The sequence below is a fragment of the Streptomyces sp. NPDC025651 genome (assembly GCF_055558735.1).
The window spans coordinates 129,708-145,543 of record NZ_JBVHLZ010000001.1 but is presented as its reverse complement, the minus strand read 5'-3'; the positions used below and the strand labels follow the sequence as shown (position 1 = coordinate 145,543).

The following is a 15,836-nucleotide window of genomic DNA, read 5'->3' as shown; positions in this document are numbered from 1 at the left end:
ACGCTGAGTGACGTGAACCGAGAAACCACGCGCACCCAAACCCCCACGCCCGTACACCAGTTCACGATCCTGCTCTCGGCGACCCGCAGAGGCGCACGGCTGGCCCGACTGCTGGCGGGAGAGAAACTCCGCAGCTGGGGAAGCCCGTACGAGACCGCAGAGCAGATCGTCGCCGAGCTGGCGAACAACGCCGTGCCGCACGGTCACGTACCCGGAAGGAGCTTCCGCCTGACCCTGACGCTCTCCGGGACGAACACGCTCCGTATCGAGGTGACGGACGCACGGGCGGGCCACCGCCCACCGACCGCACCCCAACTCCCTCCGCATGAGGCCGAGTCGGGGCGCGGCCTGTTCCTGATCGACACCCTCGCCGACCGCTGGGGAACGGCCCTGACCCCGCGCCCCTGCAAAACGATCTGGGCGGAAATCGACCTCCCTCGTCCCACTTGACCGCATCGAGGTTTCCACGCCCTGGTGGCCCCGCGTTCGGTGAGGCGCGACATCAAGAACGTAAGGAACGAGGGCGAGGTCCGCATCGCGGCGGCCCTGCTGGCCCACCGCCTCACGGAACTCCTGCCACCACCGCTCCCGGCCGCCCCCGACCCCGTACGCCCCACTCGCCCGGACCCTCTCCAGAACTGCGAAAGCTGCGACCGCGCCTTCCGCGCACCGGATCCGGGCCGCTGCGTCGCGTGCCGCGCCCAGGAACAACCAGCCGCCTAGGGTCTGTTGCTCTGCCGGGCCGAGGGAAATCCGGGTGCGGCCGGTTGCCGCGATGGTGTGGGATGCGGGGCTATGACGATCGTTTTGAACGAGCCCGGCGTCGACGGACTGACCGGGGCCGTGGACGCGCTCCGCGCATGGCAGGACGACCGGACACCGTTGCAACTCCATCCGGGAGACCTCGGCTGGGCCTGGGCGCTGGGCGCGGAGAAGCTGGCCGCCGCGGTCCGCACCTGGAGCACGGACGGGCGGATCATCGCCGTCGGTTACCTGGACGCCCCCGATGTGCTGCGCCTCACGACCGCGCCGGACCTGCGACAGGACGAGGCTCTGGCGCGTCGGCTCCTCGCGGACCTCGACGATCCGGAGCGCGGGGTCCTGCCGCCCGGGAAGGTCGGTCTCGAGATCCCCAACGGCGCCCTGCTCCGCGAGATCCTCGTGGAGGCGGGCTGGCATCTGGACGATCCGTGGACGCCGCTGCGCCGCGATCTCTCCGAGCCGGTGAAGGACTCCGGCCTGCGGATCGAGGTGGCCGGTCCTCGGACGGCGGGGACGCGGACCGCGGTGCACCGCTCGGCGTTCGCCAGCCCGTGGTTCACCGAGGAGAACTGGCACGTCCTGGCGGCCGGGCCGGTCTACGCCGACGCCCGCTGTCTGATCGGCTACGACGACCAGGACAACGCGGTGGCCGCGGTGACGATCTGGTCGGCCGGGCCCGGCAAGCCCGGCCTGCTGGAGCCGATGGGTGTCCACGCCGACCATCGTGGTCGCGGCCACGGGGCGGCGATCTGCGTCGCCGCCGCGGCGGCACTGCGCGAGATGGGCGCCTCAAGTGCGCTCGTCGCCACCCCGAGTTCGAACGCCGCAGCCGTCGCCACCTACAGGGCGGCTGGATACGAGCCGTCGCCCGAACGGCTGGACGTCATCCGAGCCGCCTGAGAATGTTCGGGCGGCGGCCCGGCCAGGGCCACGACGCTTGCCGGGGGCGATCAGCCCATGCTCCGGGCACCGTCCAAGGACTCGCGGATGATGTCGGCGTGCCCCGCGTGCTGGGCGGTCTCTCCGATGATGTGCAGCAGTACGCGCCGGGCCGACCACCGGGTGCCGGGCTCGGTCCACGGGGCTTCCGGCAGCGGGTGACTCACGTCCAGGCCGGGCAGGGAGCCGACCAACTCGTCGGTGCGGCGGGCGGCGTCGGCGTAGGCGTCGAGCACGCCGACGAGAGTCTCGCCGGGCAGCATCCGGAACTCGTCGGCGCGCCGGGCCCAGTCCTCCTCGGTCATGTCGGTCACGCCGCCCGAGGCCGAAGGACCGTTCAGGATGAAGTCGGCCCACACGCGCTCGACCGAGGTGACGTGCTTGACCAGCCCTCCCAGGCACAGCTCGCTCGCGGTGGTGCGCAGCCCGGCCTGCTCGTCGGTGAGGTCGCGGGTGGTGAAGCGGAGGAACTCGCGGTGCTTGGCAAGGGCGTCGAGCAGGTCCGCGCGCTCGCCGACGGGTGCCGCCCCGTTCGCAGCCTTGTCCGCCGCCCCGTTCGCCGTCACACTCGTCGCCTCGTTCGCCGTCACGCTCGTCGATGCCTCGGTCATGGTCTCCACCTCACGTCGTCGCCGCTCCGTCGTACGACCCCGACGCTAGAAGCCCTATAGGCCAGGCTCTGACCTATATGCAAAAGGCGTGCGCCACGACAGTGGTGCCCGAGGGGACGACGGGGTTCACTGATCTCACCTCACATGGCCTATGGGCAGGGGGAGTTGCCGTGGGTACAGGATTGCGGGGCACAGCTCTGGCGATCGTCTGCGCGGCGGTCGGCCTCTCCGCCTGTACGAGGAGTGACGGCGGTGAGGCGGCCGTCGGGCTCACGGCGGAGCAGATGCGTGACGCCATGCCCGACCGCGAGGACCTCCCCCGCGGGTGGCGCGGCGAGGCCGACCCCGAGGTGCTCAAGGGCGAGGAGGCCGTCGAGCAGTGCACGTCGATGGCCGCGAAGTGCGCTCGCGCCGAAGTGGTCGCCGTCGGGTCCGACACGTACGACGAAGGCACGGTGAACCGGGCCGAGGGGGATCGCGAGCACAAGGCCCATGTGGTCGTCCTGTCCTTCGAGTCCGAGGGCGGGGCGAAGTCGGTCATGCGGAATCTGGTCGGCGCGGGCCGCGGCGCAGGGTCACAGCCCGCGAAGATCGACGCGGGCGCGCAGGACACCGAGGCATGGTCCACGCACGAGTCGGGTTTCCACGCGACCCGGGTGACGATGCGCGTCGGCGAAGTGGTGGTCGGCGTCACGGGAGAAGACCTCAAGGAGCCCGGTGACGTCCAGCCGGTCGCGGAGCTGCTCGTCGACCGGGTCGAGGAGGCGTCGTAGCGCACCGGAAGCCGACGCCCACCCCCGTTCATGAACGCCGCATGGCAGTCCCATTGCGGCACCCCGTGATCCCTTGAGGGTTCCGGCAGGCCACGGCTACGTTCGAGAGGTCAGGTCGACGACTTGGCCGTGTGCCCGAGTGGCTGAGGGGCTGGACTGCAAATCCAGTAACGCGGGTTCGATTCCCGCCACGGCCTCCGCCCGAGGGGCGGTCCCCACGGGCCGCCCCTCGCCCGTTCCCCCCGACCTCGTGCTCCCCTTCTCACTAGGGTGAGTCCGTCACGACGACAGACGCGCGGGCCATGAGGCAGGGGTGCCGGGTGGAAGCTGGGGACTACATCGCGACGGCCTCCGCCGTCGTCGCGGCAGCCGCCGCCGGCGCCGCCTGGTGGCAGGTCCGCGTCGCCAGGCAGGCCGCCCTCGCAGCCGACGCCCAGGCGGGCGCCGCGCTCGCCCAAGTCGAGATCATGCGGGCCCAGTCGACCCACGAACGCGAGCGGCGCGACCAGGCCGACTGCCCCGTCTTCACCGTTGTCGAAACCGATGTCCACAGCGGCGGCAACGGCTATCCCGACATCCTCGTCGCCCTCCGGCAGACCGGCGGCTCCCCGGTCGAGGAGGCCCGCGTCACGACCCATCTCGACGACTCCCCCGCCGACGTCATCGGCGCCGACGACGACGGCGTACTGATCTGGCGGCACACCGCCCCCGGCACCACCAAGACCCTGAAGGTCAGGACGACGCGGCAGCACAGGGGCGAGCTGGAGATCCGCCTCGACCTCCTCTGCCGGGAGGCGGGCGGCGAGCGGACGTGGCCGTGCCGCGCGATCGGCTACGTACGCGCGGACTGGCGGGGGAACGAGCAGGGCGCGGCGTACCGGACCCACGTCACAGTGCTGAAATCCCACAACGAGTTCTCAGAGCGGCGCCCGCAGGCCGAGCGGCGCCCACGGACCCGAAGACAGCACCACCGATGACGACATCTGGTAACCCTCCCCAACCCCCAGGGTCCCGAGCCCCCAGCCCCCCGGGTTCCCGTGAAGCATCTCTCAGTTTCTCTTGGGAACCACACGAACATATAACCCCAACTCCTCGATCTCGTAACGGAGTTGGGATCAGGCATGGCCGTGCCCACATACTCCCGGAACGGCACTTCGGTGCCACGAGTCCACTCGATTCCAGGGGGAATCTTGCGCAATCACGCGAAGAGAGCGTGCGCGGCCACCATCGCCACGGCCGCCGCCGTGGCCCTCGCGGCAGGCATGACCAGCCCCGCGTCGGCCGAGCAGGACGGACCGTCACGGACCGCAACCGCCACCACCACCACGAGCGCCACCGCCGCACAAGGCAAGAACGCCACCTCACAAGGCAGGACCGGCCACCGACTCACCCTCATCACCGGCGACCGCGTCACCGTCGACACCGACGGCCGCGTCACACGATTCGCCCCGGCCAAGGGCCGCGAGCGCATCCCCGTCCGGACACACCGCGCGCCGACGGGCCACACCTTCGTGCTCCCCGCCGACGCGCAGCGCCTGATAGCCGACAGCCGGATCGACCAACGCCTGTTCGACGTCACGGAGTTGAGCAAGAAGCGCAACCGTGCGGCCCAGCGGAAGGGCCTCAAGCTGATCGTCGGCTACAAGGGCGCGGCGGCCCACGCCAAGGCGGACGTCCGCGCCGCCGGCGACACCACCGTCCGCAGGGCCCTGAAGACACTGAACGCCGAGGCCCTCACCACGCCCGAGCAGGACGCGGGCAAGCTCTGGTCCGCCCTCACCAGCGGCAGGGGCGAGGCCCCGGGCATCGCCCACGTCTGGCTCGACGGCACCCGCAAGGCCACCCTCGACAAGAGTGTCCGGCAGATCGGTGCCGACAAGGCGTGGGACGCGGGCTACGACGGCAAGGGCGTCAAGATCGCCGTACTCGACTCGGGCGTCGACGCCACCCACCCCGACCTCAAGGGGCAGATCCTCGCCGAGAAGAACTTCTCGACCGAGGCCGACGCCAAGGACCGCGTCGGCCACGGCACGCATGTCGCGTCCACCGCGGCGGGCACCGGCGCCAAGTCCGGCGGGAAGTTCAAGGGCGTCGCGCCCGGCGCCAAGCTGCTCAGCGGCAAGGTCCTCGCCGACGACGGCACGGGCGACGACTCAGGCGTCATCGCAGGCATGGAATGGGCGGCCGCCCAGGGCGCCGACGTCGTCAACCTCAGCCTCGGCGGCGGCGACACCCCGGGTGTCGACCCGCTCGAAGCCACCGTGAACAAGCTGTCCAAGGACAAGGGCATCCTCTTCGCCATCTCGGCGGGCAACGACGGGGCACCCGGCACCGTGGGCTCCCCCGGCAGCGCCGACGCCGCCCTCACCGTCGGCGCCGTCGACGACAACGACAAGCTCGCCGACTTCTCCAGCCGGGGCCCGCGCGCGGGCGGCGGCGCGATCAAGCCCGACGTGACCGCGCCGGGCGTGGACATCACGGCGGCGGCCGCCCCCGGCTCCGCCATCGAGAAGGAGGTCGGCCAGAACCCCGAGGGCTACCTGACGATCTCGGGTACGTCGATGGCGACCCCGCACGTCGCGGGCGCCGCGGCGCTGCTCAAGCAGCGGCACCCGGACTGGAAGCACGCCGAGCTCAAGGGCGCGCTCACCGCGTCCACCAAGGGCGGCAAGTACACGCCGTTCCAGCAGGGTTCAGGCCGTATCGCCGTCGACAGGGCCATCAAGCAGTCCGTGATCGCCGAGCCCGCTTCCCTCGACTTCGGCACGCGGCTGTGGCCGCACACCGACGACGAGCCGGTCACCAAGAAGGTGACGTACAAGAACCTCGGCAAGGACGACCTCACCCTCGGCCTCACCGTCGAGGCCACCGACCCGAAGGGCAGCCCCGCCCCCGCCGACTCCTTCACCCTCGGCGCGAAGAAGGTCACGGTCCCGGCCGGCGGCACCGCATCCGTCGACCTGACCGCCGACACGCGGCCCGGCGGCTCGGTCAACGGCACCTACTCCGCGTACGTCGTCGCGAGCGGCGGCGGCCAGTCCGTGCGTACCGCGGCCGTGGTGGACCGGGAGGTCGAGCGGTACGACGTGACGCTGAAGACCGTCGGCCGGGACGGTCGGCCCGCACCGCACTACTCGCCCCTCATATACGCCACCACCGGCGCCGACAAGGGCCGCCAGCTCTTCCCCGGCGACAACTCCGGCGCCGGCAAGGTCCGTGTCGCCAAGGGCAGTTACCTCCTCGACTGGTCGATCTACGTCGACCCGGACAACAGCGGCAAAGGCATCGACTGGCTCGTACAGCCCCGGCTGACCGTCGACAAGAACATGACGGTGACGCTCGACGCCCGCAAGGCGAAGCCGGTCGACATCACGTTCGCGGACCGCGACGCCAAGCTGGTGTACGCCGCGCCCTCCTATTCGTACGGAGGCACCGACTCGGGGGTCGACATCAGCTCCGTCAAGGGGCTGCGCACCGCGCACCTCGGCCCCGAGGTGCGCGAGGGCCTCGCGGAGCAGTGGCTCGCCACCTGGACGAAGGGCACGGGCACCCGCTACGAGATGGCCTTCGGCGGCAAGGTCAAGAAGCTCACGACCGGCTACACCAAACACCTCAAGCCCGGCGACTTCACCCCGGTGAAGGTCGCCATGGGGGCGTCGGCCCCCGACCGGGTGGGATACATCCTCCCCGCCGGCTACCTCCCGGGGTCCGGCGGCACGTCGCACATCCTCCCGAGGAGGAAGCTGCCCCGCACCCAGACGGTGCATGTGACCACGTTGGACGGAGTGAAGTGGGGCATCGAATGCGAGCAGTACGACAAGGATGACCAGGACGAAACGATCCCGGAGACCTCACACGAGATCACCCCGCAGACCATCGAGGCGGGCCGTACGTACACGAAGACGTGCAACACCGGTGTCCACGGCCCCGCCCTCGGCAAGGACGTGGGCGTCTTCCGTGAGGGCGATCGACTCGGCGCCCGCATCAGCGTCTTCGCCGACGGCGAGGGACACCCCGGCTGGTCGATGTACTCCTCGGCGAAGTCGACGCTCTACCGCAACGGCACGAAGCTCGCCGAGAACGACGACCCGATGACCGGCTCCAAGACCTTCAAGGTCCCGGCGGACGACGCCGAGTACCGGCTGACGGCCTCCGTGAAGCGCAGCCCGAAGGTCGCCAGGGCCTCGTCCCGGGTCGACGTGAGCTGGACGTTCCGCTCCAAAAGGGTGGAGAGCGCCCGACTCCCCGCCTCCACCGTCCGGTTCGCCCCGAAGCTCGACCTGGCGAGCCGGGCCCCCGCGGGCGCGCCCCAGTCCGTGCCGGTGAAGGTCCAGGGCTCGGCGGCGGGCGCGGGCAACCTCACGTCCCTTTCCGTGTACGTCTCCTACGACCAGGGCCGGACCTGGACGAAGACGCCCGTCCGGGACGGGAAGGTATCCGTGAAGAACCCGGCGAAGAACAAGTCAGTCTCGCTCCGGGCCAGGATCACGGACAAGGACGGCAACAAGTCGACGCTGTCCGTGTACGACGCCTACTTCGGCAAGTAGCGGTCGGCGCACGCCGAAGCCCGGGTGGGGTGACCTCACCCGGGCTTCGGCCCTGCCAGGGCGTCAGCCCACCCGCGCTTCCTCGATCCGCTCCAGAATCGCGTCCACGGTCTGCTCCACCGTCAACTCCGAGCTGTCCAGCCAGAGTCCGATCCGCGGCGTGGTCTCGCGCAGGCCCGTGTCCAGGTCCTCCACCGTCCACGCGCCGTACCCCGTCTTGCCGCGTCCCGCCTCGCGGGCGGCGACCGCGTCGGGGCGCGGGGCGAGCACGACGACGTACGCAGGGCGGGTGCGGACCAGTTCGACGTAGGTCTTCAACTCCGGGCCCAGGATGACGTCCTGGACGACCGCGGTGAAGCCCGCCTCGGCGTACGCGTCGGCGGTCGACGCCGACAGGCGGTAGCGCAGGCGGAGTTGGGCCTCCGCCTCGCCCCCGGCATCGGGCTCGTACTCCACGCCGCCCGAGACGATCATCCGGCGGTAGACGTCCCCCCGCACATGCACGGCCTTCGTGAGCCGCTCGGCCAACGCCTGCGCCACCGTGGACTTTCCGGACGCCATGATGCCGGTGATGACGACGACGCCACCGGGGTCAGAGGTAGTCATGCCCCCCATCGTGCCAGTGCGCCGGGCGCCGCCGCCTCAGGATTATCGCGCCGCGGCCTCCTGCGCCACCGCCGCCTGCGGCCGGATCGGGAGGCGGTTGACCGGGCGGCCCGTCGCCGCGCGGACCGCCGACGCGATGGCCGCGGGGGACGTCACGACCGGGACCGCGCTGGCCGCCTTCGCGCCGAAGGGGGCCACGACGTCCCGCTCCTCCACCAGCTTCACGATGCGGATGTCGGGGGTGTCCAGGGCGGTGGGCAGGGCGTAGCCGGTCAGGTCCGGGTGGCGGACCAGGCCGCGCGGCGTGCGGAGGTTCTCCGTGAGGGCCGCGCCCACGCCCTGTGTGACACCCGCCTCGATACGGGCCTTCAGCTGGGCGGGGTTGAGGATGCGGCCCACGTCCTGGGCGACGGCCAGTTCGACGACGCGGACCGAGCCGATCTCGATGTCCACGTCGACCACCGCGCGGATCGCGCAGAACGCCATGCCCACGAACGCGTCACCCTGGCCGTTCGCGTCCAGCGGCTCCGTCGGATGCGGGCGGCACTGGGCCGTGGCCCACAGCTCCTTGCCGTCCATGGCCTCGGTGACGGTCGTGGAGAGCACGCCGTCGTACGAGGTGATCTTGCCGTCGGTGATCTGCAGCAGCTCGGTGGACATGCCGAACTTGTGGGCGAGCGGCTGGAGAAGCTGCGTACGCACCATCTTCGCCGCGCGCTCCACCGCGCCGCCCGACACCCAGGTGTGGCGTCCTCGGCAGCTCGGGCCCGCCGGGGGTTGGTCCGTGTCGACGGGAGCCACGCGCACGTCGTCGATGCCGAGCGTCTCCTGGACGATCTGCCGGGCCAGCGTGGAGAAGCCCTGGCCGGTCTCGACGGCCGCGCAGATGACCGTGGCCCGGCCGTCCTGGACCTTCACGGTGGCCGTGGAGACCTCGTCCGCGCCCTCGGCGCCCAGGAGTTGGACCATGCCGAGGCCGTAGCCGACGCCGCGGCGCACCGCGGCCGGTTCGCCCGCGCCCTCGGGGCCGCCGGGCAGCAGCCACTCCTCCTCGGGGGTGTCCTTGGGCAGGTCGGGCAGCGGGAAGTCCCGTACCGCCGTGAGGAGTTCGGCGACCGGGGCCGGGCAGGTCACCGTCTGGCCGGTGGGCAGGATGTCGCCCGTCGCCATGGCGTTGCGCAGCCGCACCTCGGCCGGGTCGATCCCCAACTTCTTGGCGATCTTGTCCATCTGGGCCTCGTACGCGGCACACACCTGCAGCGCGCCCTCGCCCCGCACATGCCCGGAGGGCGGGTTGTTCGTGCGCACCGCCCAGCCCTCGATGAAGGCGTTGGGCACGACGTACGGACCGCAGGCGAAGGAGACGGCCGCGGCCAGCGCCTCCGAGGAGGTGTCCGCGTACGCACCCGCGTCGAGCAGGATCTGCGCCTCCACCTTCACCAGGCGGCCCTCGGCGTCCGCGTGGTGGCGGTAGCGCAGGAGCGTGGGGTGGCGGTGGGCGTGGCCGAGGAAGGACTCCTCGCGCGTCGCGGTGAGCTTGACCGGGCAGCCGGTCCGCAACGCCAGGAGCCCGAGCGGGAGTTGGAAGCTCGCGTCCTCGCGGTCGGCGCTCGCGCCGGGCACGCCCGTGACGACGATCTTCACATGGTCCGGGGTGAGGCCGTAGCAGGCGGCGGCGCGGTCGCGGTCGGCGTGCGGATCGGTGGAGGCGGTGTACAGCTCCACTCCCCCGTCCGGCCGCGGCACCGCGAGGCCCGCCTCCGCACCGATCGGCGCGGGGTCCTGGCGGCCGATGCGGTACAGGCCCTCGACGACGAACTCGCCCGCCGCCTCCGGGTCGCCGTGCCGCAGCGGGATGTGGCGGATCAGGTTGCCGTCGGGATGCAGCGGTTCGGCCTCGAAGGCCTTCTCGGGGTCGGTGACCGGTTCGAGCACCTCGTACTCGACGATGACGGCGGCGGCCGCCATGCGCGCGGTGTCGGGGTGGTCGGCGGCGACCGCCGCGATGGGCTCGCCGTGGTGGCGTACGACGTCGGAGGCGAAGACCGGCCGGTCCGGCGTCCTGCGGCCGTGCGACTGCTCGCCCGGGACGTCCTGGTGCGTGACGACCGCGCGGACGCCCGGCATCTCGCGCGCGTGGCTGGTGTCGATGGACACGATGCGCGCGTGCGCGTGCGGGGAGCGCAGGACCGCCGCCCACAGCAGGCCCTCGGCCCACAGGTCGGAGGCGTAGGGGAAGGTGCCTTCCGTCTTGGCGCGGCACTGCGCCGAAGGCAGCGACGAGCCGATGCCGTGCGGCAGTTGCTCGGGGCCGCCCGAGGGCGCCGCGGCTGACGTGGCCGCGGTGATGGATTCGTTGCTCACGCCTGGCCCCCGTCCTGGCCGTAGGGTCCCTGTGGTCCGGCGGGTCCCTCGTACCCGCCGCCGGGTGTTCCGCCGTCGTACATGCCGCCGTGGACGCCGCCGGCGCCCGGCCCCGCCTGGTGCGGAATGCGCGCCTCGTCCGCGTGCTCGTCCTGCGCCGCGGGCTCGGCGGCGGCGACGGCCTCGCGCTCGGCGACGACCTCGCGCACGGCGTCGAGCACACCGCGGTAGCCGGAGCAGCGGCAGAGGTTGCCGCACAGGGCGCGGCGGGTCTCCAGGTCGGTGGGGGCGGGGTTGCCCTCCAGGAGGTCGTGCACGGTCATGGCCATGCCCGGCACACAGAAGCCGCACTGCACCGCGCCGCACGCGGCGAGCGCACGCTGCACGTCGGAGGGCTGCCCGTCGACGGCGAGGCCCTCGACGGTGCGGATCTCGCTGCCCGCGGTGGTGGCGGCGGGCACCAGGCAGGAGGCGACGAGGCGGCCGTCCACCTGGACGTTGCAGGCCCCGCACTCGCCCTGCGAGCAGCCGTCCTTGGCGCCCGCGAGGCCGAGTCGCTCGCGCAGCACGTAGAGCAGGGACTCGCCGATCCAGGCGTCGGTGACGGGACGGTCGGTGCCGTTCACGCGCAGGACGTAGGAGACGAGGGGGTGGTCGTCGTGGAGGGGGGCGGGGGCGATTTCGGGGGCTTCGACGGCTCCGGCGGCCGCGAGGGCGTCGGGGGCTTCGATGGCGTCGAGGGCTTCTGGGGCCGTTTCCGCCGCTGCGGCCGCTGCAGCCGCTACGTCCGGCTCACCGGCCGCGCCCGTTTCGGCACCTTCAAGGCCCTCGCCACTCTCGACCGGTTCAACCGTTTCAACCGTTTCAACCGGTTCGGCCGATTCAACCGGTTCGGCTGATTCGACCGGTTCGACCACCTCGGCCGGTTCGATCACTTCAGCCGATTCGGCCGTTTCAGCCGTTTCAGCCGCTTCGAATGCTTCAGCCGATTCGGCCGAACTGTCCGCAGGCTCAAGGGAATCCAGAGGCCCAGCAGCCTCAAGGATCTCTGCGGCCTCTGCCGCCTCAACGGCCTCGGCGAACTCGGCGGACTCCGCCTCCGCGTCCGCCACTTCGTCCACGTGCTCCACGGCCTCGACGGCAGGCACACCCTCCCCCGCGAGCTCCTCCACGGGCTCGGCGGGAGGCTCGGCGACAGGCCGCTCATCGGTCACGCTGATCGCCCGCAGCAGCGTCGTCTGCTCGAACCGGCTCTCCGGCCTGCCCTCCGGCTCCGGAGCAGGGGCAGGGGCAGGAGCAGGAGCCTCCTGCGGCTGCTCGACACCCTGTTCCTGCGGCTGCGTCCCCCAGGGCGCACCCGCGCCGACCCCCGTCGCCCACGGCGCGGGCGCCCCGCCGGGCAGGGTCGCGGGAGGCACGCCCCCTCCCCACTGCGCCGCGAGCGAGGACGTCGTGAACTCGCCCGACTCGTCCGGAAGATCACCGTCGGCGACCGGGATGGACCACTGCCCCGTGACGTCGGACGAGGGAGCCGCGGCCGCGTGCCCGTAGTCGTACGCCTGCTCGGCGGCCTGGCCGTACTCCTGGCCGTAGCCCTGCCCGTAGGACCGTTCCGCGGCCTCCGCCTCGGCGAAGCTCCACTGGCCGGTCGCCCGGGGGTCGTACCCCTGGTGCTCGGCAGGGGCCTGCGCCGGGGCCTCCGGCTGCTGTTCCTGGACCGTGCCCGCGTCGGGCCACCGCACGGCGCGGCCGCCGCCGGCCGCGCCGGTCACCTCGGGCGGCATGACCCACGCGCCCGTGGCGGCGGGGTCGGTGGCGTCGGCGGTGGTCGGGGCGACCGTTATCTGCGGCGGGACATAGCCGTGCCCGGGCGCGGCGAGCGGCACGTCCAGCATGCCCTCGGGGAGCTGCACGAACGCCGTGGCGTCCGAGTCGTACTCGCCCTGCGGATGCGGCTGCCAGCCGCCGCCCGCCAGGTCCTCGTCGTGCCGGTCGTCGCTCACGACAGCGCCCTCCCCAGTGCTCGTCGGGCCAGTGCGGCGACGGTGCGCCGCAGGTGCAGTACGGCGGGCGGCAGCGGCTGTTCGGTGCCGTCGGCCGCCGGGGGCAGTTCGGGGACGCACGCGGCGGCGACGTACTCACCGAAGGCGGTCACCGCCTCCGGCACGAGACTGCCGCGCTCCCCGTCCCAGTCGATCAGCGAGGCCACCCACTCCTCGGCCTCAAGGGGCCGCAGCGGCATCGGCGCTATGGCGCCGACCGCGCACCGCACCCCGCGCCGCGCGGGGTCGAGGACCAGCGCGACGGACGCGATGGCCCGGCCGGGGCCGGTGCGTCCGGTCGCCTTGAGGAAGACCTGGGGGGCGTGCAGCAGCGGTACGCGTACGAAGCCGATGAGCTCGCCGGGGCGGAGCATCTCCATGCCCGCGAGCAGGTGCGAGACGGGGACCTCGCGGCGGACGCCGCCGGGTCCCGCGACGATCAGGACGGCTTCGAGCGCGGCGAGCACGGGCAGCGCGTCACCGGTGGGCGCGGCCGACGCGATGTTGCCGCCGAGGGTGCCCGCGTTGCGGATCTGCGGCGGCCCCGCGGCGCGCGCGGCGGCGGCCAGGGCGGGGATCAGGGCGGCGAAGTCGGGGCGGCCCATGCGGGCGTGGGTGAGACCGGCGCCGAGCAGCGCGTGCCCGTCCTGGTACTGCCAGCCGCGGATCTCGCTGATGCGGCCGAGGCCGACGAGGGCGGCGGGGCGCAGCTGCCCCGAGTTGACCGAGGCCATCAGGTCCGTGCCGCCGGCGACGGGCACGGCGGCGGGCATGGCGGTGAGTGCCGCCACTGCCTCGTCGAGCGTGGCGGGCAGCTTCACCGAGTGCGGTGTCTGTGCCGACTGCGGCGCGTGCGTGGTCAAAACCGGCTGCCCCTTCCCGATGCCCGGCCGCGTACCTCACGTACGTCGCGTACATGAGGTGCTCGCCGTTCGCGACGTGTCACCGTTACGCCTGTTCCGCCGTACGGTACGTGCTCACAACCCGGACGTGGCAACTCTGGCACATCTTCCCCGGGCCCCGACGCGGGGGTCCGCTAGGAGGCATTCGTCCGGAGACCAGGGGGATATGCCGATTTCACGCGCTCTGCACGGCGCCGGTCGCGCCCGGCGGCCCACGCTCCCAGCGTGGACCGCCGGGAGCACGCACCGGGCGGTCGCCTCACACGTTTGGGGGCGCCCCCTCGATCGGGCGTCCGAGCACACCCGGTCGCCGGTGTCGCGGCAAAGGACCGCTCGGCGGACGGTAGTCGACGCCGAGGGCGTCAAGTCGCGGGTAATGCGCGCTCATTCGCCGGTCGAAGTCGGCGAAGTCCCGCTCGGCGGGGGCCGGGAGCTCCCGCCAGGCCACCTCGGCGAAGGCGGCGAGGCGCGGGAACACCTGGTAATCGACGCGGTCCTGGTTCTCCATCACCTCGGTCCAGACGTTGGCCTGGGTGCCGATGACGTGCGCGGCCTCCTCCTCGGTGAGCTCCGCGGGGACGGGCTCGAAGCGGTAGACGTCCTCCAGGGTGCGGACGTAGGCGATGGGCATCGGCTCGTCGGGCCCGCCGTCCTCACGGAAGTTCAAGTACACCTGCTGCTCGGGGCACATGACGACGTCGTGGCCCGCCTTGGCCGCGTCGATGCCGCCCCGGTAGCCGCGCCAGGAGGAGACGGTGGCGCCCTCGGCGAGGCCGCCCTCCAGGATCTCGTCCCAGCCGACGAGCCGCCGCCCGCGCGCGGTCAGCCAGGTGTCGAAGTGCCGGATGAACCAGCTCTGCAGCTCGTCCTCGTCGGCCAGGCCCAGCTCCTTGATGCGGGCCTGGGCGGTCGGCGAGGCCTTCCACTGGTCCTTGGGGACCTCGTCGCCGCCGACGTGGACGAAGGTGGACGGGAAGAGGTCGAGGATCTCCTCGAAGACCCCTTCGTAGAAACGGAGTACGTCCTCGGTCGGGGCCAGGATGTTCTTGCTGACGCCCCAGGAGTCCCAGACGGTCATCGCCTCGGTGTCGACGACGTCGCTGTTGCCGAGGTGCGGGTAGGCGGTGATGGCGGCCTGCGAGTGCCCGGGGATGTCGATCTCCGGGACGACGGTGATGTGCAGGGACTCCGCGTACGCGACGATCTCGCGGATGTCGTCCTGGGTGTAGTAACCGCCGTGCGGGTGCTCCGTCCACAGGGGGGAGGCGCGGTGGCCCCACCTGGTGCGGGACCGCCAGGAGCCGACCTCGGTGAGCTTCGGGTGGCGCTTGATCTCCACGCGCCAGCCCTGGTCGTCGGTGATGTGGAAGTGGAAGACGTTGAGCTTGTGCGCGGCGAGCAGGTCGAGGTAGCGCAGCACCCCGTCCTTCGGCATGAAGTGCCGTGACACGTCGAGCATCATGCCGCGCCAGCCGAAGCGGGGCGCGTCCTCGATGACACCGGCGGGGACGGAGTGCTCCGCGTCCGGTCGCAGCGGCGCACGCCGGAAGGCGTCGGGGCCGAGCAACTGGCGCAGTGTCTGGGCGCCCCAGAAGACGCCCGCGCCCGCGCCGCCGGTGATCTCGACGCGGTCGCTGTCGATGGTGAGCTTGTACGCCTCCGGCTCCAACGAGCCGTCGACGCGCAGGGAGACGGCACCGGCCGCCCCCTCGTCGCCGGGGTGCAGCGACAGGCCGAGCGAGCCGCCGAGCGTGGCACGCAGCCAGCGTGCGGTGGACTCGGTGCCAGGACCCGCGACCAGGGTGGTGGACGCGTCGATGACGAAGGAGGAGCCCTGCGTGGCCTCGGCGCGTGCGGGCGCCGGGATGAGTTGCTCAAAGGTCATGGGGCCAGAGGCTGCCATGCGATTGCGCAACGCAAAAGGGGCGTTGCGGCAGGCGCAACGCCCCTCGGGCGAAGGGGTCTCACAAGGGGACGAAAGGGGCTACTTCTTGCCGCCCTTGCCGCCGTCCTTGTCCTTGTCGCCGCCGGCGCCCATGGACTCGTAGATCTCCTTGCACATGGGACAGACGGGGTACTTCTTCGGGTCGCGGCCGGGGACCCACACCTTGCCGCAGAGCGCCACGACGGGCGTGCCGTCGAGCGCGCTCGCCATGATCTTGTCCTTCTGGACGTAGTGCGCGTAGCGCTCGTGGTCGCCGTCACCGTGCGACACCTGAGGCGTCGGCTCAACGAGGGTCCCCGTACCTGCCCCGCGCTCGGGCTCGGGCTCAAGAGTGCTCATAAGGGC

Annotated in this window: 13 protein-coding genes and 1 tRNA gene; 7 read left to right on the top strand and 7 right to left on the bottom strand. The window is 72.1% G+C overall.

What is annotated here, in order from left to right; translation table 11 throughout:
* The first annotated feature begins 12 nt into the window (after nucleotides 1-12).
* The 3 genes from ACZ4D5_RS00555 (at nucleotide 13) to ACZ4D5_RS00545 (ending at nucleotide 1,662) form a co-directional block, all read left to right on the top strand.
* Complete coding sequence (locus ACZ4D5_RS00555; RefSeq protein WP_467770119.1) at nucleotides 13-450, top strand: ATP-binding protein; 438 nt, start codon at nucleotides 13-15, stop codon at nucleotides 448-450.
* 24 nt (nucleotides 451-474) lie between these two features.
* The gene (locus tag ACZ4D5_RS00550) at nucleotides 475-723 is read left to right on the top strand and encodes a hypothetical protein (RefSeq protein ID WP_467770118.1); all 249 of its coding nucleotides are present in this window, start codon (nucleotides 475-477) and stop codon (nucleotides 721-723) included.
* Nucleotides 724-795: 72 nt separating this feature from the next.
* Nucleotides 796-1,662 (top strand): GNAT family N-acetyltransferase, encoded by an 867-nt coding sequence (locus ACZ4D5_RS00545; protein ID WP_467770117.1) that lies wholly within the window; start codon nucleotides 796-798, stop codon nucleotides 1,660-1,662.
* Between the two features lie 50 nt (nucleotides 1,663-1,712).
* On the opposite strand, the gene ACZ4D5_RS00540 is transcribed toward ACZ4D5_RS00545, so the two are convergent.
* Nucleotides 1,713-2,291: a DinB family protein gene (locus ACZ4D5_RS00540; protein WP_467771455.1), complete on the bottom strand. Its 579-nt coding sequence runs from the start codon at nucleotides 2,289-2,291 to the stop codon at nucleotides 1,713-1,715.
* Between the two features lie 191 nt (nucleotides 2,292-2,482).
* On the opposite strand from ACZ4D5_RS00540, the gene ACZ4D5_RS00535 reads away from it, so the two are divergent.
* The 4 genes from ACZ4D5_RS00535 (at nucleotide 2,483) to ACZ4D5_RS00520 (ending at nucleotide 7,632) form a co-directional block, all read left to right on the top strand.
* Nucleotides 2,483-3,085: a hypothetical protein gene (locus ACZ4D5_RS00535; protein WP_467770116.1), complete on the top strand. Its 603-nt coding sequence runs from the start codon at nucleotides 2,483-2,485 to the stop codon at nucleotides 3,083-3,085.
* A 125-nt stretch (nucleotides 3,086-3,210) separates the two neighbouring features.
* A tRNA-Cys gene (locus ACZ4D5_RS00530) sits at nucleotides 3,211-3,282 on the top strand.
* A gap of 123 nt (nucleotides 3,283-3,405) precedes the next feature.
* The gene (locus tag ACZ4D5_RS00525; RefSeq protein ID WP_467770115.1) at nucleotides 3,406-4,062 is read left to right on the top strand and encodes a hypothetical protein; all 657 of its coding nucleotides are present in this window, start codon (nucleotides 3,406-3,408) and stop codon (nucleotides 4,060-4,062) included.
* 213 nt (nucleotides 4,063-4,275) lie between these two features.
* Entirely contained in the window at nucleotides 4,276-7,632 is a 3,357-nt protein-coding gene (locus ACZ4D5_RS00520) for a S8 family peptidase (protein WP_467770114.1), read from the top strand.
* Nucleotides 7,633-7,695: 63 nt separating this feature from the next.
* Here ACZ4D5_RS00520 and ACZ4D5_RS00515 read toward each other — a convergent pair whose 3' ends face one another.
* The 6 genes from ACZ4D5_RS00515 to ACZ4D5_RS00490 all read right to left on the bottom strand — a co-directional run bounded on the left by ACZ4D5_RS00515 (nucleotide 7,696) and on the right by ACZ4D5_RS00490 (nucleotide 15,830).
* Nucleotides 7,696-8,238 carry an AAA family ATPase gene (locus ACZ4D5_RS00515; RefSeq protein WP_467770113.1) on the bottom strand — a complete coding sequence of 181 codons (543 nt, stop codon included), beginning with the start codon at nucleotides 8,236-8,238 and terminating at the stop codon, nucleotides 7,696-7,698.
* A gap of 42 nt (nucleotides 8,239-8,280) precedes the next feature.
* The gene (locus ACZ4D5_RS00510) at nucleotides 8,281-10,602 is read right to left on the bottom strand and encodes a xanthine dehydrogenase family protein molybdopterin-binding subunit (RefSeq protein WP_467770112.1); all 2,322 of its coding nucleotides are present in this window, start codon (nucleotides 10,600-10,602) and stop codon (nucleotides 8,281-8,283) included.
* A complete protein-coding gene (locus ACZ4D5_RS00505) occupies nucleotides 10,599-12,605 on the bottom strand; it encodes a (2Fe-2S)-binding protein (protein ID WP_467770111.1) in 2,007 nt (668 codons plus the stop codon). The genes ACZ4D5_RS00510 and ACZ4D5_RS00505 overlap by 4 nt, the downstream gene beginning before the upstream one ends.
* Nucleotides 12,602-13,507, bottom strand: coding sequence for an FAD binding domain-containing protein (locus ACZ4D5_RS00500; RefSeq protein WP_467770110.1), 906 nt, complete (start codon nucleotides 13,505-13,507; stop codon nucleotides 12,602-12,604). Before ACZ4D5_RS00500 ends, ACZ4D5_RS00505 begins: the two co-directional genes overlap by 4 nt.
* Nucleotides 13,508-13,805: 298 nt before the next feature.
* Nucleotides 13,806-15,431, bottom strand: a complete 1,626-nt coding sequence (locus tag ACZ4D5_RS00495; protein ID WP_467770109.1) for a beta-N-acetylhexosaminidase — start codon at nucleotides 15,429-15,431, stop codon at nucleotides 13,806-13,808.
* Nucleotides 15,432-15,530: 99 nt separating this feature from the next.
* Nucleotides 15,531-15,830, bottom strand: coding sequence for a DUF3039 domain-containing protein (locus ACZ4D5_RS00490; RefSeq protein WP_079036916.1), 300 nt, complete (start codon nucleotides 15,828-15,830; stop codon nucleotides 15,531-15,533).
* Nucleotides 15,831-15,836: the final 6 nt, after the last annotated feature.